General features: G+C 71.0%; 25 protein-coding genes and 1 pseudogene. 4 read left to right on the forward strand and 22 right to left on the reverse strand.

The window, feature by feature from the left end:
• Positions 1 to 27 precede the first annotated feature (27 nt).
• The 7 genes and pseudogenes from IFT90_RS09625 to IFT90_RS09655 all read right to left on the reverse strand — a co-directional run bounded on the left by IFT90_RS09625 (position 28) and on the right by IFT90_RS09655 (position 7,955).
• Positions 28 to 1,026, reverse strand: a complete 999-nt coding sequence (locus IFT90_RS09625; RefSeq protein ID WP_192041978.1) for a phosphatidate cytidylyltransferase — start codon at positions 1,024 to 1,026, stop codon at positions 28 to 30.
• Positions 1,027 to 1,545: a ribosome recycling factor gene (gene frr / locus IFT90_RS09630; protein WP_197980542.1), complete on the reverse strand. Its 519-nt coding sequence runs from the start codon at positions 1,543 to 1,545 to the stop codon at positions 1,027 to 1,029.
• A gap of 72 nt (positions 1,546 to 1,617) precedes the next feature.
• Complete coding sequence (gene pyrH, locus IFT90_RS09635; protein ID WP_192042350.1) at positions 1,618 to 2,337, reverse strand: UMP kinase; 720 nt, start codon at positions 2,335 to 2,337, stop codon at positions 1,618 to 1,620.
• A 124-nt stretch (positions 2,338 to 2,461) separates the two neighbouring features.
• Positions 2,462 to 3,270 (reverse strand): annotated as a pseudogene (gene tsf / locus IFT90_RS09640) (translation elongation factor Ts); the annotation flags it as partial.
• Between the two features lie 45 nt (positions 3,271 to 3,315).
• Positions 3,316 to 4,281, reverse strand: coding sequence for a 30S ribosomal protein S2 (gene rpsB, locus IFT90_RS09645; protein ID WP_192041979.1), 966 nt, complete (start codon positions 4,279 to 4,281; stop codon positions 3,316 to 3,318).
• A gap of 361 nt (positions 4,282 to 4,642) precedes the next feature.
• Entirely contained in the window at positions 4,643 to 6,364 is a 1,722-nt protein-coding gene (locus tag IFT90_RS09650; RefSeq protein ID WP_192041980.1) for a BCCT family transporter, read from the reverse strand.
• Positions 6,365 to 6,434: 70 nt separating this feature from the next.
• Positions 6,435 to 7,955: a sugar porter family MFS transporter gene (locus IFT90_RS09655; protein WP_192041981.1), complete on the reverse strand. Its 1,521-nt coding sequence runs from the start codon at positions 7,953 to 7,955 to the stop codon at positions 6,435 to 6,437.
• A 78-nt stretch (positions 7,956 to 8,033) separates the two neighbouring features.
• Between IFT90_RS09655 and IFT90_RS09660 the strand changes: the two genes are divergently transcribed.
• Positions 8,034 to 8,630, forward strand: coding sequence for a M23 family metallopeptidase (locus IFT90_RS09660; RefSeq protein WP_192041982.1), 597 nt, complete (start codon positions 8,034 to 8,036; stop codon positions 8,628 to 8,630).
• Between the two features lie 109 nt (positions 8,631 to 8,739).
• On the opposite strand, the gene IFT90_RS09665 is transcribed toward IFT90_RS09660, so the two are convergent.
• The 13 genes from IFT90_RS09665 to rpsP form a co-directional block, all read right to left on the reverse strand.
• Positions 8,740 to 9,681 (reverse strand): tyrosine recombinase XerC, encoded by a 942-nt coding sequence (locus IFT90_RS09665; protein ID WP_371812212.1) that lies wholly within the window; start codon positions 9,679 to 9,681, stop codon positions 8,740 to 8,742.
• Positions 9,682 to 9,764: 83 nt separating this feature from the next.
• On the reverse strand, positions 9,765 to 11,015 hold the full coding sequence (gene dprA / locus IFT90_RS09670) for a DNA-processing protein DprA (RefSeq protein ID WP_371740911.1): 1,251 nt from the start codon (positions 11,013 to 11,015) through the stop codon (positions 9,765 to 9,767).
• On the reverse strand, positions 11,012 to 12,541 hold the full coding sequence (locus IFT90_RS09675; RefSeq protein WP_192041984.1) for a YifB family Mg chelatase-like AAA ATPase: 1,530 nt from the start codon (positions 12,539 to 12,541) through the stop codon (positions 11,012 to 11,014). The genes dprA and IFT90_RS09675 overlap by 4 nt, the downstream gene beginning before the upstream one ends.
• Entirely contained in the window at positions 12,538 to 12,900 is a 363-nt protein-coding gene (locus tag IFT90_RS09680; RefSeq protein ID WP_192041985.1) for a YraN family protein, read from the reverse strand. The genes IFT90_RS09675 and IFT90_RS09680 overlap by 4 nt, the downstream gene beginning before the upstream one ends.
• Positions 12,901 to 13,005: 105 nt before the next feature.
• Positions 13,006 to 13,329: a DUF2469 domain-containing protein gene (locus IFT90_RS09685; protein ID WP_123546435.1), complete on the reverse strand. Its 324-nt coding sequence runs from the start codon at positions 13,327 to 13,329 to the stop codon at positions 13,006 to 13,008.
• Between the two features lie 69 nt (positions 13,330 to 13,398).
• Complete coding sequence (locus tag IFT90_RS09690) at positions 13,399 to 14,034, reverse strand: ribonuclease HII (RefSeq protein WP_192041986.1); 636 nt, start codon at positions 14,032 to 14,034, stop codon at positions 13,399 to 13,401.
• Positions 14,034 to 14,786, reverse strand: coding sequence for a signal peptidase I (lepB, locus tag IFT90_RS09695; RefSeq protein ID WP_371740912.1), 753 nt, complete (start codon positions 14,784 to 14,786; stop codon positions 14,034 to 14,036). Before lepB ends, IFT90_RS09690 begins: the two co-directional genes overlap by 1 nt.
• A 65-nt stretch (positions 14,787 to 14,851) precedes the next feature.
• The gene (rplS, locus tag IFT90_RS09700) at positions 14,852 to 15,199 is read right to left on the reverse strand and encodes a 50S ribosomal protein L19 (protein WP_043596315.1); all 348 of its coding nucleotides are present in this window, start codon (positions 15,197 to 15,199) and stop codon (positions 14,852 to 14,854) included.
• A gap of 190 nt (positions 15,200 to 15,389) precedes the next feature.
• Positions 15,390 to 15,959: a hypothetical protein gene (locus tag IFT90_RS09705; RefSeq protein WP_192041987.1), complete on the reverse strand. Its 570-nt coding sequence runs from the start codon at positions 15,957 to 15,959 to the stop codon at positions 15,390 to 15,392.
• A gap of 74 nt (positions 15,960 to 16,033) precedes the next feature.
• A complete protein-coding gene (gene trmD, locus IFT90_RS09710; RefSeq protein ID WP_192041988.1) occupies positions 16,034 to 16,726 on the reverse strand; it encodes a tRNA (guanosine(37)-N1)-methyltransferase TrmD in 693 nt (230 codons plus the stop codon).
• Positions 16,727 to 16,736: 10 nt separating this feature from the next.
• Positions 16,737 to 17,411: a ribosome maturation factor RimM gene (rimM, locus tag IFT90_RS09715; protein ID WP_371812213.1), complete on the reverse strand. Its 675-nt coding sequence runs from the start codon at positions 17,409 to 17,411 to the stop codon at positions 16,737 to 16,739.
• A gap of 3 nt (positions 17,412 to 17,414) precedes the next feature.
• Positions 17,415 to 17,651 carry an RNA-binding protein gene (locus IFT90_RS09720; protein ID WP_123546439.1) on the reverse strand — a complete coding sequence of 79 codons (237 nt, stop codon included), beginning with the start codon at positions 17,649 to 17,651 and terminating at the stop codon, positions 17,415 to 17,417.
• 3 nt (positions 17,652 to 17,654) lie between these two features.
• The gene (rpsP, locus tag IFT90_RS09725; RefSeq protein WP_192041989.1) at positions 17,655 to 18,077 is read right to left on the reverse strand and encodes a 30S ribosomal protein S16; all 423 of its coding nucleotides are present in this window, start codon (positions 18,075 to 18,077) and stop codon (positions 17,655 to 17,657) included.
• Between the two features lie 252 nt (positions 18,078 to 18,329).
• Between rpsP and IFT90_RS09730 the strand changes: the two genes are divergently transcribed.
• Positions 18,330 to 19,475, forward strand: a complete 1,146-nt coding sequence (locus IFT90_RS09730) for a glutamate--cysteine ligase (RefSeq protein WP_192041990.1) — start codon at positions 18,330 to 18,332, stop codon at positions 19,473 to 19,475.
• 70 nt (positions 19,476 to 19,545) lie between these two features.
• On the opposite strand, the gene ffh is transcribed toward IFT90_RS09730, so the two are convergent.
• On the reverse strand, positions 19,546 to 21,102 hold the full coding sequence (gene ffh, locus IFT90_RS09735; RefSeq protein WP_192041991.1) for a signal recognition particle protein: 1,557 nt from the start codon (positions 21,100 to 21,102) through the stop codon (positions 19,546 to 19,548).
• Positions 21,103 to 21,145: 43 nt separating this feature from the next.
• The gene (gene ftsY, locus IFT90_RS09740) at positions 21,146 to 22,015 is read right to left on the reverse strand and encodes a signal recognition particle-docking protein FtsY (RefSeq protein WP_123546443.1); all 870 of its coding nucleotides are present in this window, start codon (positions 22,013 to 22,015) and stop codon (positions 21,146 to 21,148) included.
• Between the two features lie 250 nt (positions 22,016 to 22,265).
• Between ftsY and IFT90_RS09745 the strand changes: the two genes are divergently transcribed.
• Together IFT90_RS09745 and IFT90_RS09750 are read left to right on the forward strand one after the other, a co-directional pair.
• Positions 22,266 to 23,279 (forward strand): TerC family protein, encoded by a 1,014-nt coding sequence (locus tag IFT90_RS09745; protein ID WP_192041992.1) that lies wholly within the window; start codon positions 22,266 to 22,268, stop codon positions 23,277 to 23,279.
• A gap of 140 nt (positions 23,280 to 23,419) precedes the next feature.
• Positions 23,420 to 23,986 carry a histidine phosphatase family protein gene (locus IFT90_RS09750; RefSeq protein WP_123546445.1) on the forward strand — a complete coding sequence of 189 codons (567 nt, stop codon included), beginning with the start codon at positions 23,420 to 23,422 and terminating at the stop codon, positions 23,984 to 23,986.
• The last annotated feature ends 13 nt before the right edge of the window (positions 23,987 to 23,999 follow it).

The following is a 23,999-nucleotide window of genomic DNA, read 5'->3' on the forward strand; positions in this document are numbered from 1 at the left end:
GGGCCCACGGTGGGACCCTCCGCCGGGTCAGGCGACCAGCAGGTAGAGCGCGTAGGCAGCCGCCGCGGACGGCAACGTGCTGTCGAGGCGGTCGAGGAACCCGCCGTGGCCGGGCAGCCAGGTGCTGATGTCCTTGATGCCGAGGTCGCGCTTGATCAGCGACTCGGAGAGGTCGCCGATCGTCGCCGTGACGATGATCACCCCGCCGAGCACGAAGCCGAACCACCAGGGCTCGTCGAGCATCAGCCACGAGGTGAGCACGGCCGCGATCAGGCTCGCGGCGACGGACCCGGCGAAGCCCTCCCAGGTCTTCTTGGGGCTGATGCGGGGCGCCATCGGGTGCTTGCCGAAGTTGAGACCGGTCGCGTACGCGCCGGTGTCGACGGCGATCACGATGATGAGGGTCGCCAGGGTCCAGTTCGCCCCGTTCGGCTCGGCCGCGAGGACGAGCATGAAGCTGCCGAGGAACGAGCAGTAGATCTGCACGAACGCGCCGGCGCCGATGTCACGCCAGACGACGGAGGCGGGCTTGCGGTGCGAGGGACGCACCAGCTCGGCCACGCGCCAGAGCGACACGACGAGGACCCCGCCGACGAGGCCGAGCCACTGGCCCTGCACCCCGAAGACGAAGGAGAGCGGGACCATGGCCAGGCCCACCAGCACGCTCGGCAGGCGCGGCACGTCGCGCCCGGCGAAGCGGAGCGCACTCGTCAGCTCGAAGCACAGCGACCCGATCAGGGCGCCGGCGACGATCATGAAGAACGCCGGCTCGAAGATCAGGCTCAGCAGGACGGCCGCGCCGAGCCCGACGCCGACAGCGATGGCCGCAGGGAGGTTGCGACCCGTGCGGGCCGTCAGCTTCTCGTTGCGGGCACCGAGCTGGGCACGGCGACTGCGGATCTGGTTCTCGAGGTCGTGCCGTGCGGCCTGCGCCCTGGCGTCGAAGTCGGCGCGACGGCTGCCGAGGGTGGTCTTGGGTGTCGGCACCGACTCGTCGGGACGTGCGCCGTCGGGAGCGTCGCTCATCTAGACCTCGAGCAGCTCGGCTTCCTTCTTCTTCAGGGCGTCGTCGATCTGGTCGATGTAGCCCTTCGTGACCGCCTCGAGCTCCTTCTCGCCGCGCGCGACCTCGTCGTCGCCGACCTCGGTCTTGAGCGCGTCGAGCGACTCCTTCGACTTGCGTCGGACGTTGCGGATCTGGACCTTGGCGTCCTCGCCCTTGCCGCGGACGATCTTGACGAATTCCTTGCGACGGTCCTGCGTCAGCTCGGGGATCGTCACGCGGACGAGCGTGCCGTCGTTGGTCGGGCTGGCACCGAGGTTCGGGAAGGTCGCGATGGCCCTCTCGATCTCCTTCAGGGCCGACTTGTCGTACGGCGTCACGATCATGGTGCGCGCCTCGGGCACCTGCAGCGACGCGAGCTGCGCCAGCGGCGTCGGCGTCCCGTAGTAGTCGACCGGGATCTTCTGGAACAGGCTGGGGTTGATCCGCCCGGTCCGCACCTGCCCGAAGTCCGTCTTGGCCGACTCGAGGGCCCGGTCCATCTTCTCGCGTGTCTCGGTCAGTACGTCAGTGATCGTCACGATGCTCCCTTGGTTCGTCGTCGAGCTTAGTCGTCAGTTGCTGACGAGGGTCCCGATGCGCTCGCCCCGGATGGCGCGGGCGATGTTGCCGTCGCCCTCCATCCCGAAGACGTGCATCGGCATGCCGTTGTCCATGCAGAGGCTGAACGCGGTCGAGTCGACCACCTTCAGGCCCTGGACCAGCGCCTCCTGGTAGGTGAGGCGGTCGAGCTTGACCGCGGACGGGTCGTGGCGGGGGTCCGCCGAGTAGACGCCGTCGACGCCGTTCTTCGCGACCAGCACCTCGGCGGCCCCGATCTCGAGCGCGCGCTGCGCCGAGACGGTGTCGGTCGAGAAGTAGGGCAGGCCCGCGCCCGCGCCGAAGATGACGACGCGGCCCTTCTCGAGGTGGCGCTCCGCGCGGCGCGGGATGTACGGCTCGGCGACCTGGGTCATCTCGATGGCGCTCTGCACGCGCGTGGCGGCGCCGGCCTGCTCGAGGAAGTCCTGCAGGGCGAGGGCGTTCATGACGGTGCCCAGCATGCCCATGTAGTCGGCCCGTGCCCGGTCCATGCCGCGCTGGCTCAGCTCGGCGCCGCGGAAGAAGTTGCCGCCGCCGACGACGATGGCGATCTCGACGTCCTTCGCGGCCTCGGCGATCTCGCGGGCGATGGCTCCGACGACGTCGGGGTTGACGCCGAGCTGCCCGCCCCCGAAGGCCTCGCCCGAGAGCTTGAGGAGGACGCGTCGTCGTGTGGTGGTGTCTGTCGTCATGTGGGGTCTCCCTCGTGTCGTGGCCGTAGCCAGGGTAGCGAGTCGCGGCGCAGGTGCCCGATCGTCTGGTGCCCGGCGCGCACCTCCTCGGCCTCGACGGGCCGGGACGGCGGCGGGCGCACGNCGGGCGAAGCCCTGGATCTCGATGCCGGCCTGCTCGACGACCTTCGCGACCGACAGCTTGCTGTCCTTCGCGTAGGCCTGGTCGAGCAGGGCGATCTCCTTGAAGAAGCCGGTCAGGCGACCCTCGATGATCTTCGGCAGGGCGGCCTCGGGCTTGCCCTCGTTCTTCGCGGTCTCCTCGACGATGGCGCGCTCCTTGGCGACGTCCTCGGCGGGGACCTCGTCGCGCGACAGGTACGTCGGCGCGGCGAAGGCCACGTGCTGGGCGACCGAGCGAGCGGTCTCGGCGTCGGAGCCGGTGTAGCCCACGACCACGCCGACCTGCGGGGGCAGGTCCTTCGAGGTCTTGTGCAGGTAGATCGCGAACTCGGTGCCCTCGACACGGGCGACCGTGCGGAGCTCGACCTTCTCGCCCATGAGCGCGGCCTCGTCGTTGACGAAGGCCTCGACGGTCTGGCCGCCGATCGCGGCGGCGTTGCCCTCGGCGGCGTCCTTCGCGCCGGAGGCCGCGACGGCCTCGAGCACGGAGTCGGCCAGCGCGATGAACTTCTCGTTCTTCGCGACGAAGTCGGTCTCGCTGGCGAGCTCGATCAGGGTGGCGTAGCCGCCCGACGCCTTGGCGGCGACGAGGCCCGCGGTGGTCTGACGGCCCTCGCGCTTGGCGACGCCCTTCAGTCCCTTGACGCGCAGGATCTCGACGGCCTTCTCGATGTCGCCATCGGCCTCGACGAGCGCGTTCTTGCTGTCCATCATGCCCGCGCCGAGGCGGTCACGGAGGGTCTTCACGTCAGCGGCGGAGAAATTCGCCATTGTCTGACTTCCTTTCGTGGAGTCGGAAGGGGGAGGTGGGGGGTTCTACTTCGCGTCCGCAGCGGCGTCGGCGTCGGCCGGCTCCGCAGCGGTCTCGTCGCGGGGCTCGGCGACGGGCTCGACGACCGGCTCGCCCAGGGGCTTCTCGGCGACCTGAGCGTCGGCGTCGTTCTCCTCGACGGGAACTTCCTCGACGGGCGTCTCGGCGGCGGGCGCGGACTCGGCGGGAGCCGACTCGGCGGCCTTCGCCTCGCCCTGGGCGAGCAGCTCGGCCTCCCACTCGGCGAGGGGCTCGACGGGAGCGTCAGCGTCTTCCGGCTTCTGGTGACGCTGCACCAGGCCCTCGGCGGCGGCGTCGGCGACGATGCGGGTCAGCAGGCCGACGGAGCGGATGGCGTCGTCGTTGCCGGGGATCGGGAAGGTGATCTCGTCGGGGTCGCAGTTCGTGTCGAGGATGCCGATGACCGGGATGCCCAGCTTCTTGGCCTCGTCGATCGCGAGGTGCTCCTTCTTGGTGTCGACGACCCAGAGGGCGGACGGCGTCTTGGTGAGGTTGCGGATGCCGCCGAGCGTCTTGTGCAGCTTGTCGAGCTCGCGCTTCTTGATCAGGAGCTCTTTCTTGGTGAAGCCCTGCGTCGTGTCGTCGAAGTCGATGTCCTCGAGCTCCTTCATGCGGGCGAGGCGCTTCGAGACCGTCTGGAAGTTGGTCAGGAGACCACCGAGCCAGCGCTGGTTCACGAAGGGCTGGCCGACGCGGTTCGCCTGCTCGGCGATGGAGCCCTGGGCCTGCTTCTTGGTGCCGACGAAGAGGACGGTGCCGCCGTGGGCGACCGTCTCCTTGACGAAGTCGTACGCCTGGTCGATGTAGCCGAGCGACTGCTGCAGGTCGATGATGTGGATGCCGGAGCGCTCGGCGAGGATGAATCGCTTCACCTTCGGGTTCCAGCGGCGGGTCTGGTGTCCGAAGTGGACGCCGCTGTCGAGCAGCTGGCGGATGGTGACGACGGCCATGGTCGTTCTCCTATTTCGTGCGGCACGCGCGGACGCGAGCCTGTTGTCGGTTGTCTGGGCGGCCGGACGGCCGCCGCTGCCTGGTGCCCGGGCACGCATCCGCCGCCCGTGCCGGAGCACGATCGGACCGAGTGGATGCGGAGGCCGGTGTCACACCACGGGCGGCCGAGCTGCGGGGCAACTGAGCTGCGAGGGCGAGGTGCGTCGAGACGCACGGGCACGCGAAGTCAGCCTGCTGAGCAGGCTGCACGCTCATGGTAGCACCGACTAGGGGCGCCCCGACGATGCGGGACGCCCCTGCGGGTCGTGTTCCGGGACGCCCCTGCGGGTGCCCGACGGCGGGGACGCGAGCCCCGGCGGCTCAGCGGGCTCGGCGCCTCGGGAAGCCGAGCGGACGACGCCTCGGGTGGGCCGCCTCCTCGAGTCCGAAGTGGTCGCCGATGCTGTCGCGGAACTGTCGGCGCTGGGCCCGCAGGAACTTGCGGTGCTCGTCGTCGAAGGCCCGGAAGGTCGCGACGCAGATGCCGATCATGACGACGCTGAAGGGCAGCGCCGTGATGATCGCCGCGGTCTTCAGGGCGTCGAGGCCACCGGTCAGCAGCAGGGCGATGGCGACGAGCGCGGTGACGACGGCCCAGAAGATGCGGACCCAGGTCTTGGGCTCGGTGTCGCCGCCGGTCGAGATCATCCCGAGCACGAGCGAGCCCGAGTCGGACGACGTGATGAAGAACAGGCCGATCAGCAGGATGGCGCCGAAGACCGCGATCGAGCCGCCCGGGAGGCCCTGCAGCATCTCGAACAGGGCGCCCTCGGTGTCGACCGAGCCGTCGGCCGAGACCAGGCCTCCCCCGCCGAACACCTCGCGGTAGAGCGCCGCGCCGCCCATGACGCTGAACCAGAGGAACGTGAGGATCGTGGGGACGACGAGGACGCCGGTGACGAACTCGCGGACGGTGCGCCCCTTCGAGATCCGGGCGATGAAGATGCCGACGAAGGGCGCCCACGACATCCACCAGCCCCAGTAGAAGGTCGTCCAGCTGCCCTGCCAGGCCTCGCCCTCGGCGCCGGAGAACGCGCTCACGGTGAAGGTCAGCCCGACGACGTTCTGCAGGTAGGCGCCGAGCGACTGAACGAAGTCGCGCAGGAGGAAGAGGGTGGGTCCGCTGACGAGCACGAAGACGAGCAGGAGCGCGGCGAGCACGATGTTGATGTTCGAGAGCCACTTCATGCCCTTGGTGACGCCGCTGACGAGCGAGAAGATCGTGACGCCCGTGATGGCGGCGATCAGGACCACCTGGACGACGATGGTCGGCTCGGCGATGCCGGCGGCGGAGAGGCCCGCCGAGATCTGCAGGACGCCGAGGCCGAGCGACGTGGCGACGCCGAAGAGGGTGCCGACGACCGAGACCACGTCGATCAGGTTTCCCCAGCCGCCCTTGACGCGGTCGCCGAGCAGGGGCTCGAGTGCCCAGCGGATCGAGACCGGGCGGCCCCGACGGTGGATCGCGTAGGCCATGCCGAGGCCGACGACGATGTAGATCGACCACGCGTGCACGCCCCAGTGCAGGTACGTCTGGCTGAGGGCCTGACCGGCGAGCTCGTTGTCGTTGCCCGTGACGCCCGGCCGGGGGCTGGCGTAGTGGCTGAGCGGCTCGGCGACGCCGTAGAAGACCAGGCCGATGCCCATCCCCGCGGCGAAGAGCATCGACAGCCAGGAGCCGCGCGAGAACTCGGGCTCGTCGTCGTCCTTGCCGAGCTTGATGTCGCCGTAGCGGCTGAGCCCCATCCAGAGCGCGAAGACCACGAAGACCGCGGCCAGCAGCACGTAGTACCACCCGAAGGCGCCGACGATGCCGGACTGGACGGCACCGAACAGCCCCTCGGCGATCTGGGGGAACAGCATGGCGAACACCACGAACGCGAGGATGATCGCGGCCGCGGGCCAGAAGACCCACGGGGCGAACGCACGCTTCCTCGAGGCGCCGGAGGGCGCCTCCCGGTCCCGGGACGCGACCGCGGTCGCGCCCTCCGTCGAGGGTCCGTCGGCAGGCTCGACCGGGGTCGAGTCGTCGGCGTGGCTCATGAGAACGTCCTTCCACAGCGAGAACGCCCCGCCCGGAGCCGGACAGGGCGTTCGTCGATGATGCCAGAGATCAGGCGCGGGCGCCCCTGGCGGGCTTGCCGGAGCCCGACTCGACCGCGGACACGCCCATCTCCTCGAGGCTGCGGCCCTTCGTCTCGGGGATCTTCGCGAGCACGAAGAAGAACGAGATGAGGGCGAAGGCCGCGAAGATGCCGTACGACAGCGTGAGGCTGACGGCGGCGAGCGACGGGAACGACACCGTGACGATGAAGTTGGCGATCCAGTTGGCCATGCTGCCGACGCCGAGCGCCGTCGCACGGATGCTGTTCGGGAACATCTCGCCGAGCAGGACCCACATGAGCGGGCCCCAGGTGGCGCCGAACGACACGACGAAGAGGTTGGCCGCGACGAGCGCGACCGGGCCCCAGGCACCGGGCAGCTGCGGGTCGCCGCTGGAGTCGACGACCGACTGGCTGAACGAGATCGCCGTGACGGCGAGGCTGACGAACATCCCGATCGAGCCGGCCAGCAGCAGCGGGCGGCGGCCGACCTTGTCGACGAGGCCGATCGCCACGAACGTGACGACGACGTTCACGACGGCCGTGATGGTCGAGATCGTGAAGGAGTCGCTCTCCTGGAAGCCGACGGCCTGCCAGAGGGTCGTCGAGTAGTAGAAGATCACGTTGATGCCGACGAACTGCTGCAGCACGGCGAGGATGATGCCGACCCAGACGATCGGCTGCAGGCCGAACCTCGTGCCGCGGATGCTCGACTTCTTGTCGAGGGCGGCCTCGGTGGCGATGGAGTCCGTGATCTCCTTCAGGCTCGTGTCCACGGTCTCGGCGGGCACGATGCTCTTCAGCACGTCCTTCGCCTCGTCCTCCCGCCCCTCGCCGGCCAGGTAGCGCGGCGACTCGGGCAGTCGCCAGGCGAGGAAGCCGTAGACGACGGAGGGGACGATGCCGACGAGGAACATCCAGCGCCACGCGGCGAGGCCGAAGAGCGACGGCTCGGAGGCGCCTCCCGCGGTGACCGCGAAGAGCTGGTCCGAGAGCAGGGCGACGAAGATGCCGAGGGTGATGGCGAGTTGCTGGAACGACGCGAGCCGACCCCGGATCGCCTTCGGCGAGACCTCGGAGATGTACGCCGGAGCGATCACGGAGGCGATGCCGATGCCGAGGCCGCCGATGACGCGCCACAGGACGAGGTCCCAGACCGCGAAGGCGAACGCGGCGCCGATCGAGCTGATGAGGAACAGGGCCGCGCCGATGAGCATGACCTTGATGCGGCCCATCTTGTCGGCGAGACGGCCGGCGACGTACGCGCCGATCGCACAGCCGATCAGGGCCGAGGCCACAGCGAAGCCCGAGGCGAACTCGGTGAGCCCGAACTCGTCGGTGATGCTCTGGACCGCTCCGTTGATGACTGACGAGTCGAAGCCGAAGAGGAAGCCGCCGACGGCCGCGGCGACCGCGAGAGCCGTCACCCGTCTGTTCAGGCTCTTCGTCGTCTCTGGTGATCGCGCCGCGTTCGACACTGGGTCTCCGTTCCACTGCTCGGGGAGCGGGCTCGTGTCCTCGCTCCCCCACATCCGTCGTGCACAGGTGTTCGTGCACGCGTGAACAGTACGCCCGGTGCGGGATCGGTGCACGCTCGGCAGAGTCCCACGATGGACACCGCCTGTCGCCGCGGTCGCACCCGGCCGCGCCGCCCCCTCCCCCGCCTCCGCCGCCTCCTCGGCCTGCTGGTCGCGCTGCCGGCGCTGCTGCTCGTGCCCGTCCCGGGCACCGACGTCACGGCGAGCGCCACGTCGGCCGGGGCGGCGCCCGACGCCTGGTCGTCGCCCGCCGTGCCGTGGTCGTGGCCGGCGGCCGCGCCGCACCCTGTCGTCCGGGCCTTCACGGCGCCCGAGCACCGCTGGTCGCCCGGGCACCGGGGCATCGACGTCGGCACGCCGACCGGCTCGGCCGTGACGGCGCCGGACGACGGCGTCGTGCACTTCGCGGGCGTGGTGGTCGATCGTCCCGTGCTGTCGCTGCGCCACGCCGACGGCGTGCTCAGCAGCCTGGAGCCCGTGGTCAGCGAGCTGGCCGCGGGCGAGACCGTCGTGCGCGGGCAGGTCGTCGGGACGGTCCAGGCGGGGCACTGCCCGGACGTCGAGTGCGTCCACCTCGGAGCGCGGATCGACGGTGAGTACGTGTCGCCGCTCCTGATGCTCGGGCTCGGACGGCCGTCGGTGCTGCTGCCGACACGTCGACCCGGGTGACCGCGCCGACCGTGCGGGCGGTCGGCCGTGCGGGCGAGCGGCCGTGCGGGCGATCGGCCGTGTGGACGGGGGCGGGTCGACGGGGCGGGGTGGACGACGAGTCGGCGGGTCAGGCCCGCGGGTGGGCCGTCCGGTAGCTCTCGCGGAGCCGCTCGGTCGACACGTGGGTGTAGATCTGCGTGGTCCCGAGACTGGCGTGTCCGAGCAGCTCCTGCACGGCGCGGAGGTCGGCACCGCCGTCGAGCAGGTGGGTCGCCGCGGTGTGCCGCAGCGCGTGCGGGCCTGCCGGGCCGCCGCCCGGCAGGTCGGCGAGCAGCCCCGCGACGAGCCGGTGCACGGCGCGGGTGCCGAGCCGCGCTCCGCTCGCCCCGAGGAACGCCGCTCGGCGCGCGTCGTCGCCTCCGGCCGGGTCGGCGGGGGCCGCCGCAGCGAGCGTCGGCCTCCCGAGCGTGAGCCAGCGGTCGATCGCCTCGGCCGCGGGCACCCCGAAGGGCACGACCCGTTGCTTGGCTCCCTTGCCCGTCACGAGCACGGTGCGACGCTCGAGGTCGAGGTCGCCGACGTCGGTGCCCACCAGCTCGGACACGCGCAGGCCTGACCCGTAGAGCAGTTCGACGACGGCGAGGTCGCGTCGGGCCCCGGGGTCGGCCGTGTCGGCGCGGACGGCCAGCGACCGCAGCACGCCGTCGATCTGAGGCGACGTGAGGACGCGCGGCAGGTGGCTCTCGGGCTTCGGGGCGCGGAGCCGCACGCCCACGTCGGCGGCGGTGCGGTCCGTCTCGTCCAGCCAGCGCGTGAACGCCCGTGCGCTCGAGGCCCGTCGTGCGAGGGTCGTCCGGGCGAGCCCCGACTCGGTCGAGCGCCACAGCCAGTCGCGCAGCAGCTCGAGGTCGAGGTCGGCGGTGACCGGCGGCCGGCCTGCCTGCTCGGCGGCGTGGGCGTCGAGGGCGTCGAGGTCGGACGCGTAGGCGCGGACCGTGTGTTCGCTCAGGCCCCGCCCGTCACGGAGGTGCGCGAGGAACCGCTCGACGTCGCCGAGGAGGCGCGTCACGGCCTGACCCGCCCGTCGCAGGAGGCCCCGGTCGACCCGTGCGCCCCGAGCCCGCTGTCCGTCGTCGCTCGCACGGGGCCAGGCTACCCACGTCGCGGGGCGGGACGACGGCGCCACCCGGCAGGCCGTCGCTCCACCAGCTCGTCGGCCTCCATCTCGGCCAGGAGGGTCCGTACCGTCGCGACCGAGAGGCCGGAGGCGGCGGCGACCTCGTCCGTGCTGCGCTCGACCCGCGTGCTCAGGGCGTCCTGCACGCGGCCGACGTCGACGGGCTGCTCGGCCTGCCAGGCCTGCTCGACGAGGTCGTCCTCGCCGCCCACGAGCTCGACGACGTCGGACAGCCCCGTGACGCACGTCGCGAGGCCGGAGCGGAGCAGCGCGTGGCAGCCGGCCGAGAGCGGCGACGTGACCGGCCCCGGCACGGCCCCGACGGGACGCCCCAGCGCGGTCGCGTGGCCGGCCGTGTTGAGCGATCCCGAGCGCTGACCGGCCTCGACGACGACGACCGCGGCGCTGAGGGCGGCGATCAGCCTGTTGCGGCTGAGGAACCGGAACCGGTGGGGCATGGTGCCGCACGGCGACTCGGAGACCATGAGGCCGTCGCGCAGGACGGCACGGAGCAGGTCGTCGTGCCCGGTCGGGTAGAAGCGGTCCACCCCGCCCGCCATCACGGCGACCGTGCCGGCACCCGACGCGACGGCGGCTCGGTGCGCCATGCCGTCCACGCCGTACGCGCCGCCCGAGACCACGACGAGCCCGCGGTCGGAGAGCCCGCTCGACAGGTCGGCGGCGACCTGCTCGCCGTAGGACGTCGCCGCCCTCGCCCCGACGAGGGCCACGCCGGTCCGCGTCTCGGGCAGCTGCCCGCCGCCTCGCAGCCAGAGGGCTGCGGGCGCGTGGTCGCCGAGGTCGTCGAGGGCCGACGGCCACGAGGCGTCGCCCGGCACCACGACGCGGACGCCCAGGGCCGTCGCGGACCGGAACCAGCCACGGACCGTCGCGGCCTCGACCCGTGGTGCCCACCGGCTCAGCGCCCGGTGCAGCTCGAGGCGGTCGACGTCGGGGACCCCGGCCGCGACCATCCGTGCCCCGAGGACCCCGGGGTCGAGCTCCGAGCGCCGCGCTGCGAGCGACTCCAGCACCAGCCGGAGCGACACGGCCGGGCCCAGGGCCCGACGGCAGGCACCCGCCGCGGCGTCGCCGTCGGACGCGACGCCGCTCCAGGCCGCCAGCCCGAACGCGTCGACGGGGTCGCACCGGGACGGCTCGTCGGCCCGCACCCCGGCGGCGAGGTCGACGAGGTCGGCCGTGCTGGCCGAGAGCAGCGCGTTCACAGCGACCGCCGGAGGCCGAGCGCCCGGGCGACGTGCCCGTGGCCCGGCACGTCGGCGGCGTCGAGGTCGGCGAGCGTCCACGCGACCTTCAGCACGCGGTCGTAGCCCCGCATGGTCAGGGCGCCCGACTCGAGGGCGCGGTCGATGGGACGGGTCGCGGAGAGCGGGAGCCGGCGGCCCGGGGACCGCAGCCAGGTGCCCGAGACCTCGGCGGTGAGCCGCCACGGGGTGTCGGCGAGCCGGGCGGCAGACCGACGCCGCGCCTCCTCGACCCGTGCCCGCGCCGCCGCCGTCGTGACGACCTCGGCCGTCTCGGCGAGGCGGAACTGCGCCGAGCTGATGCGGGCGACCTGCAGCTGGATGTCGATCCTGTCGACGAGCGGACCCGAGAGCTTCGCGTGGTAGCGCCGCCGCTGGATCGGCGTGCAGACGCAGTCGCCGTCCCGGGTGCCGTGCTGTCCGCACGGGCACGGGTTCGCGGCGGCCACCAGCTGGAACCGGGCCGGGAACCGAGCGACGGCACGCGACCGGTGGATCACCACCTGCCCGGACTCGAGGGGCTGGCGGAGGCAGTCGAGGACGGACTGCGAGAACTCGGGGGCCTCGTCGAGGAAGAGCACGCCGCGGCTCGCCCGGGTCACGGCGCCCGGGCGGATCACGCTGCTGCCGCCGCCGACCATGGCCGCGGCGCTCGACGTGTGGTGGGGATCCTCGAAGGGCGGGCGTCGCTCGAGCTCGCCGTCGACCGGCCTGCCGGACAACGAGCGGACGGAGCTGACCTCGAGCGCCTCGTCGACGTCGAGGTCGGGCAGAAGGCCCGGCAGACGTGCAGCGAGCATGCTCTTGCCTGCCCCCGGCGGGCCCACCATGAGCAGATGGTGACCGCCGGCCGCGGCGACGACCAACGCCTCCACGGCGTCGGAGTTGCCGATGACGTCGCCGAGGTCGATGTCCTGCCGCCGAGGGTCGTCGACCCGTGGCCTGCGGATCGCGTCGACCAGCTCGGGGACGAGGTCGGCACCGTGCCGGATGGCCGCCTCGCGCAGGCTCGCGACCCCGACCACGGTGATGCCCGGCACCAACGACGCCTCGTCGACCGCGTCCGCGGGCACGACGACGGTGCGGATGCCCGCCCGGCGAGCAGCGAGGACGGCGGGGAGCACGCCGTCGACCGGCCGGACACGACCGTCGAGCCCGAGCTCGCCGAGGTGGACCGCCTCCTCCACCGACTGCGCCGACACGAGACCCGACGCCGCGAGTGCCGCCATCGCGATGGCCAGGTCGAACGACGAGCCGTGCTTCGGCAGCGACGCCGGCGACAGGTTGACCGTCAGCTTGCGCGCCGGGAGGGCGCACCCGGCGTTGGTGGCCGCCGCCCGCACACGGTCACGAGCCTCGCCGAGGGAGGCGTCGGGGAGCCCGATGATGACGAAGGCCGGCAGGCCGGGGCCGATGTCCGCCTCGACCTCGACGAGCGCACCCTCGAGCCCGAGCAGGGACACGGCCCTCGTGCGGCCGACGCTCACGCGCCGGCTCCCCGCACGTGCGAGATCTCGTCGTCGCCCGGGGCGCGGCCGAGGACGACGCCGACGACGTCGATGCGCACCCGCCTGCCCGCGCCGGGGTGCGCCTCGAGCCACGCGCCTGCAAGCCGTCGCAGCCGGGCCAGCTTCACCGCGGTGACCGCCTCGAGGGGGTGGCCCCAGCCGATGCCGCGCCGCGTCTTCACCTCCACGACCACGACCTCGTCGCCGTCGAGCGCGACGACGTCGATCTCGCCCTCGCGGCACCGCCAGTTCAGCTCGACCACGGTCAGCCCGTGGTCCTCGAGCCACCGGGCCGCGAGCACCTCGCCGTGCCGACCCGTCTCGTCCTTCTTCGCCATCTCGACCTCCTGCACGGACTGTGCCGCGGGTGGGGTCGAGGTCGCTGGTCGGGGACAGGGCCCTGGGGGCGGGTGCCCGGCACCGATCAGCTGGGGAGGGACGAGCTACTCGTCGAGTGCGAGCTCCTTGGGCAGCTCGAGGTCGCGCGCCGTCAGCTCCTCGACGTTCACGTCCTTGAACGTGAGCACGCGGACCGACTTCACGAAGCGGTCGGAGCGGTAGACGTCCCACACCCAGACGTCGGTCATCGTCAGCTCGAAGTAGAAGTCGTGCTCGGTGTCGCGGCGCACGAGATCGACCTCGTTGGCCAGGTAGAAGCGCCGCTCCGTCTCGACGACGTAGCGGAACTGCGACACCACGTCCCGGTACTCGCGGTACAACGCGAGCTCGACCTCACGGTCGTAGTCTTCGAACTCGTCCTCGTCCATCGAGAAGTCATCCTACGCGGCTGCGGGCGGGCAGCACGCCGTGGACTCGTCACCGCAGCCGGTCGAGTCTCAGTGCAGCCAGGTGAGGCGGTGCAGGGGCGACGGCCCGAGCTCGCCGAGGGCCGCGTAGTGAGCCCCCGAGCCGTAGCCCTTGTTGCCTGCCCAGCCGTAGCCGGGGTGCACCTCGTCGGCCTCGATCATCATGCGGTCGCGGTGGACCTTGGCGATGACGGAGGCGGCGGCGACGGAGGCGCAGTCACGGTCGGCCTTGACCCGGGTCGTGATGCGGGGCACCGTCGTCAGCGCCGGTGACAGGTAGTCGTGGTTCCCGTCGAGGACGACGACCGAGCTCATGATGCCCACCCCCGCCTCGTGGAGGGCGGTCAGGGCACGCCGACCGGCGAGGCCGAGGGCGGCCACGATGCCGATCCGGTCGACCTCGTGCGCCTCGGCCAGCCCTACCGCGTGCGCCTGCACCCAGCTGGTGGCGACGGGGTAGAGCGCCTCGCGACGCTTCTCGCTGAGCAGCTTGCTGTCGCGCAGGCCGAGCGGCATCTCGCCGCACTCGGCGTGGACGGCGCTGAGGCCGACCGCGACGGGGCCCGCGATGGCGCCGCGGCCGACCTCGTCGCAGCCGATCACCCAGGTGGCACCACGGGCGTGCAGCTCGCGCTCGACGTCGAGGGTGGGATCGGCGACGGCCATCACTCGCCGTCGCGCTCGGTGCCGCGGAAGACGTCGGGGTAGTCGCCGAGCCACGTCCACCGCGTCGACGGCCAGCTGATCACGAAGGCCCGACCCACGACGTCGGACATCGGCACGAAGCCCTGGCTCGGCGTCTCGCGGTTGTACCGGGAGTCTTTCGAGTTGTAGCGGTTGTCGCCCATCACCCAGAGGGACCCCTCGGGCACCGTGACGGAGAAGTCGTCGCCGGACACCCGCGTCTCGCCCAGGGGCAACGTGACGTAGGGCTCCTTGATCGGCACTCCGTTGACCGACATCTGCCCGTAGTCGTTGCAGCACTCGACGGTGTCGCCCGGCAGCCCGATGACCCGCTTGATCAGGTGGTCGTTGCTGTCCTGTGCGCCGAGGCCCACCTGGGTGAGGAACCACGAGAGACCGTCGGAGACGGGACCGCCCGACGCGGGCGCGACGGGGGCCGTGCCCTCGAGCCAGCCGCCGGGATCAGTGAAGACGACGACGTCGCCGCGCTTCACGTCGACGAGGTCGGGGACGAGCTCGTTGACGATGATGCGGTCGTTGATCTGCAGCGTGTCCTCCATCGACCCGCTGGGGATGTAGAACGACCGGATCAGGAACGTCTTGATCAGGAACGAGATGAGGAGAGCGGCGAGGAAGATGACCACCACGTCGCGCAGGAACGTGCCGACGCCGCGCTTGCGGTCGTCGTCACGACGGGGGCGGCGCAGACGGCGCCGCAGGGATGCATTCGTCAATTTAACCGCCCGAGCTCCCCGCCATCATACAGGGCGGGGAGCTCGGTGAAGATCGTGCGACGGGGTCAGTTGTCGCGCTTCTCCTTGATCTTGGCCTTCTTGCCGCGGAGCTCGCGGAGGTAGTACAGCTTGGCGCGACGGACCGCGCCGCGGCTGACGACCTCGATGTGGTCGATGACCGGCGAGTGGACCGGGAAGGTGCGCTCGACGCCGACCTGGAAGCTGACCTTACGGACCGTGAAGGTCTCGCGGATGCCCTCGTTCTGCTTGCCGATGACGACGCCCTGGAAGACCTGGACGCGCGAGCGCGTGCCCTCGATGATGTTCACGTGCACCTTGACGGTGTCGCCGGCACGGAAGTCGGGGACGTCCGAGCGGAGGTTGGCGGAGTCAACCGCGTCGAGGATGTGCATAGTCGTTCGCTCTCTGCAGCCGCCACAGGTCGACTGCCGTTCGTGGTGGGTTGCCCACCATCTGGTGATGAAGAAGACGTGCTCTGGAGAGGCAGACTCCCCTGAGGCAGAGTCGTGCCCAGGCACAAGCGTCAATCATGCCACAGCCGCGCACCCCGTCGCCACCGCCGCGAGCGGCGCGGCGTGGGCGCTACTCCCGCGGCGTGATGCGGATGACCCGGGCAGGGTCGCCGGTGGCGAGCCCCGCAGCACGGGCGTCGACCCTGGCTGCCGTGGCGACCCGGTCGAGGTCGGCCAGCGAGGCCGCGACCCGGCGCCGCGCCTCCGCCAGGAACTGCCACACGGCGGCCGCGAGGAGGCCGAGGCCCCCGGCCACGGTCACGACGGCCGACAGCCCGAAGAGCGCGCTCGACAGGTCCAGGTCGCCGCCGGGCACGACACGGGTGAACGCCGACGACGCCGAGGAGGCGGCGGACCCGTCGACGAGGAAGAAGCCGAGGGCGAGCTGAGCCGCCCACGTGAGGGCCAGCAGACCGGCGTCGACCCAGGACACGGCTCGGTCGTCACGGACGCTGCGGCGAGCCGTGACGACGCCCGCGGCGACCGCCTGGCCGACGAAGAGCAGCGGCACCAGCACGAGCTGCCCGAGGACCTGCAGCCCCAGCGGGACGCCGAAGAAGGCCCGTCCGAACAGCACCCACAAGGGCAACACGAAGACGGCAGGCCGGAGGAGGCGGTACAGGACTCGACGGATCGCCATGCGACGAGGCTACGGGCGCCCGGCGGAGAACTGGCTGCGAAGCCGGACGAGTCCCGGCCGACGAGGCGCGGTGCTCAGCCGAGCAGGTCGGGGCGTACCCGTCCGGTCCGCTCGACCTGCTGCTCGTGACGCCACGAGGCGATCGCGCCGTGGTTGCCGCCCATGAGGACCGGCGGCACGTCGAGCCCGCGCCACGAGGCGGGCTTCGTGTAGCTGGGGTACTCGAGCAGGCCGCCCTCGTGGCTCTCCTCCGTGAGGCTCTCCGGGTTGCCGACGACCCCGGGGACCAGACGGCCGACCGCCTCGATCATCGCGGTCACGGCCACTTCTCCCCCGTTGAGGACGTAGTCGCCGAGGCTGATCTCGCGCACCGTCACGCGGGTCGCCGCGTGCTCGACCACCCTCTGGTCGATGCCCTCGTAGCGCCCGCAGGTGAAGACGAGGTGCGGCACGGCGGCGAGCTCGCGCGCCAGCGCCTGGGTGAACGGCGTGCCCGCCGGCGACGGGACGATGACCGTCGTCGTCGCCGGGTCGGCGTCGTCGCCGAGCACGTGGTCGAGCGCCTCGCCCCACGGCTCGGGCTTCATCACCATGCCGGCCCCGCCGCCGTACGGGGTGTCGTCGACGGTGCGGTGCCGGTCGTGGGTGAAGTCGCGCAGGTCGTGCACGGCGACGTCGAGGAGGCCCTGCTGACGGGCCTTGCCGAGGAGCGAGATGTCGAGCACGGAGAAGAACTCCGGGAAGATCGACACGATGTCGATGCGCACCGCGCCGCCGTCAGTTCTCGTCGGCGGGACGTGCTGCGTCGTCGGCCTCGCTCGACGCAGGCTCCACACCGGCATCGGCATCGACATCGGCATCGGCATCTGCATCTGCATCTGCATCGGCCGAGTCAGCGTCGGCCGTGTCGTCCGCGAGCTCCTCGAAGAGCCCGGGAGGCGGCGTCACGGTGACGACGCCCGCCTCGATGTCGACCGAGGGCACGAGAGCGCTGACGAAGGGCACGAGGACCTCGCCCTGCTCCGTCTCGACGGCCAGCAGGTCTTGTGCGGGCAGGTGGTCGACGCGCGCCACGGTCCCGACGACGACTCCGTCGCGCTCGACCCGGAGGCCGACGAGCTGGTGGTGGTACCAGGCGTCGTCTTCGTCGGGGAGCTCGTCGAGGTCTTGGTCGACCCAGAGGATCGCCTTGACGAGGGACTCGGCCGCGGTGCGGTCGTCGACCCCCTCGAAGAAGCCGACGGGGTGGCCGTTGTACCACCGGAGCTCGCCGAGGGTCAGGGTCTTGCCGCTCCACTCGCTGGTCTCGGGGACCTGCAGCGTGAACGAGGCACCCGGGGTGAAACGCTGCTCAGGAGTGTCGGTGAACAGCTCGAGCTTGAGCGCGCCCTTCAGGCCGTGGGCCTTGGTGAGCCGCCCCACGCGGAGCTGGGTCTTGTCGGTGGGCGCCACGGCTCAGGAATCGCTGTCGACGACGTCGACCCGCACGCGCTTGCCGTCGGCGATCGCCGTCACGAGGGTGCGGAGGGCCTTGGCGGTGCGGCCGGAACGGCCGATCACACGCCCGAGGTCGTCGGGGTGGACGTGCACCTCGAGCACGTCGCCGCGGGGCGACGACGACTCGACGACCTGCACCTCGTCCGGGTGATCGACGATCCCCCGGACGAGGTGTTCGAGTGCAGGTGCGAGCACTGACTACGCCTCGGTGGTCTCGGCGTCGTCAGCAGCCTCGGCCGGGGCCTCGGCGGGCTCGGCCTTGGCCGGCTTCTCCGACTTGGGGACGAGCACGGGCTTCTTCTTCTCGTCGGCGACGAAGGACTCCTTCGGAGCCTTGGTCTTGACGGTGCTGACGGCGTCGGCGTCGCCCTTGAAGCGGCCCCAGTCGCCCGTGAGCTTGAGGATGGCGGCGACCTGCTCGGAGGGCTGGGCGCCCACGCCGAGCCAGTACTGCGCACGCTCGGAGTCGACCTCGATGAACGAGGGCTCCTCGGTGGGGTGGTACTTGCCGATCTCCTCGATGACACGACCGTCGCGCTTGGTGCGCGAGTCGGCGATGACGATGCGGTAGTACGGAGCACGGATCTTGCCCATGCGCTTGAGACGGATCTTGACAGCCACAATTCTCCTGTGTGATGTGATGTGGGCGAGTTGCTAGCCGTGAGCGTGGGGGCACACTCGGCTCGAAAGCTCTATGAGGTCTGGCGGCCACCTGATTAGAGGGTCGGACGACCGAAGACTCGACCCACCATTGTTGCAGACCCGACGGCCGATCTGCCAATCCCTCGAGATCGTGTCGGCGGACCCCGACCGCGTGCGGCTGCCAGGATGGTGCAGCCGAGGACCCGCACCCCCGGCGAGAGAGCAGGCAGCATGCGCATCGACTTCACGAGCTCCGAGCCGTCGACCCTCGGCGTCGAGTGGGAGCTGGCCCTCGTCGACCAGGGCAGCGGCGAGCTCGCGCCGCACGCCCCGGCCGTCCTCGCCGACCTCGCGCACCTCAACGACGACGGTCCCGAGCGCCTCACCGGCGAGCTGCTCACGAACACCGTCGAGGTCGTGACGGGCGTGCACCGCCGAGTCTCCGACGCCGTCGACGACCTCCGATCGACCATCGACCACGTCCAGGCGAGCGCAGACCTGCTGGGCGCCGACCTGATGTGCGCGGGCACGCACCCGTTCAGCCGGTACGCCGACCAGGACGTCACCCCCGACAAGGAGCGGTACGCGACGCTCATCGACCGGACCCGGTGGTGGGGCCGCCAGATGATGATCTGGGGCGTGCACGTGCACGTCGGCATCGACTCCCGCGACAAGGTGCTGCCGATCCTCAACGGCCTGCTCACCTGGCTGCCCCACTTCCAGGCGCTCACGGCGTCGAGCCCGTTCTGGGTGGGCGAGGAGACGGGCTACGCCTCGAACCGCGCCCTCATGTTCCAGCAGCTGCCGACCGCCGGCCTCCCCCCGCAGTTCGGCGCATGGGCGAACTACGAGGAGATGGTGGCCGACATGACCCACACCGGCGTCATCGACGACCACAGCGAGCTGCGCTGGGACATCCGTCCGTCGCCGAAGTGGGGCACCCTCGAGACCCGCGTCTTCGACGGCATCTCGACCTTCGAGGAGGTCGGCGCCATGGCCGCGCTGGTGCAGTGCCTCGTCGACGACATGTCCACGAAGCTCGACGAGGGGCACGAACCCGCCCAGATGCAGCCGTGGTTCGTCCGCGAGAACAAGTGGCGCGCTGCCCGCTACGGCATGGACGCCATCGTCATCCTCGACGCGGCGGGCGACGAGCGCCTCGTGACGGACGACCTGCGTGACCTGCTGGTCGACCTCGAGCCGGTCGCCGAGCGCCTCGGCTGCCTCGAGCAGCTCCGTGGGGTGGACACGATCGTGGAGCGCGGCGCGAGCTACCAGCGCCAGCTCACCGTCTCCGCACAGCACGGGGGCGACCTGCGACCGGTCGTCGCGTCGCTCGTGCGCGAGCTCCGCGAGGGCATCGCGCCCGCCTCGTGAACGGGAGGAGGCGCGGGTCGGCCGACCCGCGCCTCCTGCGCTCTCGGGGGCGTACGCCCCGCACCTGCCGCTAGCCGCGACCGATCATCTTCTGCAGCGAGGCCAGCTCTTCTTCGGTGGGCGCCTTGCTGCCGCCGCCGAGGCCGAAGCCCGAGCCGCCGGGGGCCGAGCCGCCCGCCGACCCGCCGGAGGCGAGGGCCGCGTTCTGAGCGGCGCGCTTGGCCGGGTTGCCGGCCTTGGAGCCCTTCTTCTTCGGTGGCTGCTTCTTGCCGCCGTACGACGCACCGGGGATCGGGCCCATGCCGGGGACCTGCGGCACGCCGCCCTTCGCCACGGTCTTCATCATCTTCGAGGCCTGCTCGAAGCGCTGCACGAGCTGGTTCACGTCGGTGACGGTCATGCCGGAGCCCCGCGCGATGCGCAGCCTGCGGGAGCCGTTCAGGAGCTTCGGCAGCGCCCTCTCCTGAGGGGTCATCGACTGGATGATGGCCTCGGTGCGCACGATCTCGCGCTCGTCGAAGTTCTCGAGCTGCTCGCGCATGCCCTTCGCCCCGGGGAGCATGCCGAGCATGCCCTTGATCGACCCCATCTTGCGCAGCTGCTGCATCTGCTTCAGGAAGTCGTCGAGGGTGAAGTTGTCGGTCGCGATCTTCTCCGCGACGGCCCGGGCCTCTTCTTCGTCGAAGGCGCCCTGCGCCTGCTCGATCAGCGAGAGGATGTCGCCGAGGTCGAGGATGCGGCTCGCCATGCGGTCCGGGTGGAACGGCTCGAACGCGTCGAGCGTCTCGCCCGTCGAGGCGAACATGATCGGTCGACCCGTGACCGAGGCGACGCTCAGCGCCGCACCGCCCCGCGCGTCGCCGTCGAGCTTCGAGAGCACGACGCCCGTGAAGTCGACGCCCGCCTGGAATGCCTTGGCCGTCGCGACCGCGTCCTGTCCGATCATGGCGTCGATGACGAAGAGCACCTCGTCGGGATCGATCGCCTTGCGGATGTTCGCGGCCTGCTTCATCAGCTCGGCGTCGACGCCGAGACGGCCGGCGGTGTCGACGATGACCGTGTCGTAGACCTTGTCGCGGGCGAACTTGATGGCCTGCTTGGCGACCTTGACCGGGTCGCCGACGCCGTTGCCCGGCTCGGGGGCGAACACGGCGGCCCCCGCCTGCTCGCCCACGACCTGGAGCTGCTGCACGGCGTTGGGGCGCTGCAGGTCACAGGCGACGAGGAGCGGCGTGTGGCCGTCCTTCGCGAGCCACTTGGCGAGCTTGCCGGCGAGGGTCGTCTTGCCCGCGCCCTGGAGGCCGGCGAGCATGATGACGGTCGGCGGGTTCTTCGCGAACTCGAGGCGGCGCTGCTGGCCGCCGAGGATCTCGATGAGCTCCTCGTTGACGATCTGGACGACCTGCTGGGCCGGGTTGAGGGCCTTGTTCACCTCGTCGCCCAGGGCGCGGTCGCGGATCTTGGTGGTGAACGCCTTGACGACCTCGAACGCGACGTCGGCGTCGAGCAGGGCGCGCCGGATCTCCCGGACGGTGCCGTCGACGTCGGCGGGCGTGAGCTTGCCCTTGTTGCGGAGGTTCTTGAACGTGTCCGCGAGGCGGTCAGAGAGGGTTCCGAATGTGGCCATGGTGGCCTCAGCTTAACGGACCGCGAGACCGGTGCCCTGCGGACTAGCCGATCAGGTTCTGGACGAAGACGTGCGGCGTGAAGCCCGTGAGGTCGGCGATGCCCTCGCCCTGGCCGACGAGCTTGATCGGGATGCCGGTCTGCTCCTGCACGGCGAGGACGAACCCGCCGCGGGCCGAGCCGTCGAGCTTCGTGAGGACGAGCCCCGTGACGCCGGCGTGCTCGATGAAGGCCTGAGCCTGGGCCAGGCCGTTCTGGCCGGTCGTCGCGTCGAGCACGAGCAGCACCTCGGCGATCTCGGTCTGCTTCTCGACGACGCGCTTGATCTTGCCGAGCTCGTCCATCAGGCCGGACTTGGTCTGCAGGCGGCCGGCGGTGTCGATCAGGACGATCTCGATGCCCTCGCGCATCGCGTACTCGACCGTCTGGAAGGCCACGGAGGCCGGGTCCTGGCCCGGCTGCTGCGGCCGGACGATCTGCGCGCCCGCGCGCTCGGCCCAGGTCGCCACCTGCTCGACCGCGGCGGCCCGGAAGGTGTCGGCCGCGCCCACGACCACGGACCGGTCGAAGTTGCGCAGGAACTTGGCGAACTTGCCGATCGTGGTCGTCTTTCCGACGCCGTTGACCCCGACCATGAGCACGACGGCGGGACGCGCGCTGAGCTTGAGCGTCGAGTCGAGCACCGACAGCCGCTCCTCCAGGGTCTCGCGCAGCATGCGCTTGAGGTCGGCCGGGTCGGTCGTCGCGTAGCGCTGCACCTTCTCGCGGAGGTCGTCGACGACCTGCTCGGTGACGTCGGGACCGAAGTCGGCGCCGATCAGCGCCTCCTCGAGCTCGTCCCAGGTGGTGTCGTCGATCGTCTTCTTCGCGAACATGCCGCGGAGGGCACCGGAGAGGGACCAGGGGGAAGCCATGGGCCACAGCCTAACGAGCCGCGCGGGCCGCACCGGCCTCGCGGACTCGTTCTCGGGCCGACGACCACCCGGACCGTTGCAGTGGATGTAAGCTCAGCGGGTTGAAGGGGAGTACTCCCTCGCGGTGCCATCGTCAATACGGAAGAGACCGATCTCGACCCGGTGCGCCGGTCCTCGACCGACCAGCAGCGCTGGACGGTCGCCTGGGCGGAAGAGACCTTCAGTACCCGTCGCGTACTGGAGGTACACCATGGACGTCCACTTCCTCACCTGGGCGATCACCATCGCCGGCATCCTCGGGCTGTTGATCTTCGACTTCTACAGCCACGTCAGGACCCCGCACGAGCCCACCATCCGCGAGTCGGCCTTCTGGTCGATCGTCTACATCGGCATCGCGATCCTGTTCGGCGTCGGGGTCGGCGTCTTCTCGAACTGGACCTACGGCGGCGAGTACTTCGCCGGCTGGATCACCGAGAAGGCCCTCTCGGTCGACAACCTCTTCGTCTTCCTGATCATCATGACGAGCTTCGCCGTGCCGCGGATCTACCAGCAGAAGGTGCTGCTCGTCGGCATCGCGATCGCCCTGATCTCGCGCGGCCTCTTCATCGCCGCGGGCGTCGCGATCATCGACAACTTCTCGTGGGTCTTCTACCTCTTCGGCGCCCTGCTCTTCTGGCTCGCCTACAGCCAGGTCCGCGGCGGCCACGACGAGGGCGACCAGGCGGACAGCAAGCTCATCCGCACGCTGCGCCGCATCGTCCCCACGTCGGACGACTACGACGAGGACCGCCTCACGACCAAGGTGAACGGCAAGCGCCTCTTCACGCCGCTGTTCCTGGTGATGCTCGCCATCGGCCTGACCGACGTGCTCTTCGCGCTCGACTCGATCCCCGCGATCTTCGGCCTGACGCAGGAGGCGTACATCGTCTTCACCGCCAACGCCTTCTCGCTGCTCGGCCTCCGCCAGCTGTACTTCCTGATCTCGGGCCTGCTCGAGCGCCTCGTCTACCTGGCCCAGGGCCTCGCGGTCATCCTCGCCTTCATCGGCGTGAAGCTCGTGTTCCACGCCCTGCACGTCAACGAGGTGCCGTTCATCAACGGCGGCCAGCCGATCGAGTGGATCCCCGAGATCCCGATCTGGTTCTCGCTCGGCTTCATCCTGTTGACCATCGCCGTCGCGACGGTCCTCAGCCTCCGCAAGACGAAGCGGGACGGGATCCCGGACAAGCTGCCGGCCACGACCGCCGAGGCCGAGGAGCGCTAGGGCGCAGGAGGCGGTGCGTGCGTCCCCCGGGACGCGCGCACCGCCTCCTCGGCTGCGCTGCAGCACAGCAGCACCGCACGACCGCACGACGGCGACACCGCACCACCACGACCGCGACACCAGGACGGAACCACAGGCACATGCGACTCGAGCTCATCCGACACGGACAGACCGACTGGAACAGCCAGGACAAGCTGCAGGGGTCGTCGGACGTCCCGCTGAACGACACCGGCCGCGGGCAGGCCCTCGAGGCCGCGCGCGTGCTGGCCGGCGCCGAGTGGTCGGCGATCGTGTCGTCGCCGCTGATGCGCGCGCGCGAGACGGCTCAGATCATCGCGAGCGAGCTCGGCATCGAGCTCGGCGACGCCTACGACGAGCTGATCGAGCGCGACTACGCGTCGCGCGAGGGCTGGGTGCCCGACTCCCCCATCCCGGACGAGCCGAACGAGTCGTTCCCCGACATCGAGCCGCGTGAGTCGGTCGCCGCGCGCGGCCTCGGCGCCCTCGAGATGATCCGCGACACCCGCCTGCCCCTCGACGGCCCCGACGCGCACATCGTCGTCGTCTGCCACGGCACGATCATCCGCTTCACCCTGGCGGCGATCATGGGCGCCGAGGTACCGCACATCGAGAACGCCGCCGCCAACACGGTCGAGTGGGACGGGTCGGCCTGGAAGGTCGTCTCGATCAACGACCGCACCGTCTAGGCCGCAGAGCCCG

Source organism: Frigoribacterium sp. CFBP 8766, assembly GCF_014841435.1.
Lineage (GTDB): Bacteria > Actinomycetota > Actinomycetes > Actinomycetales > Microbacteriaceae > Frigoribacterium.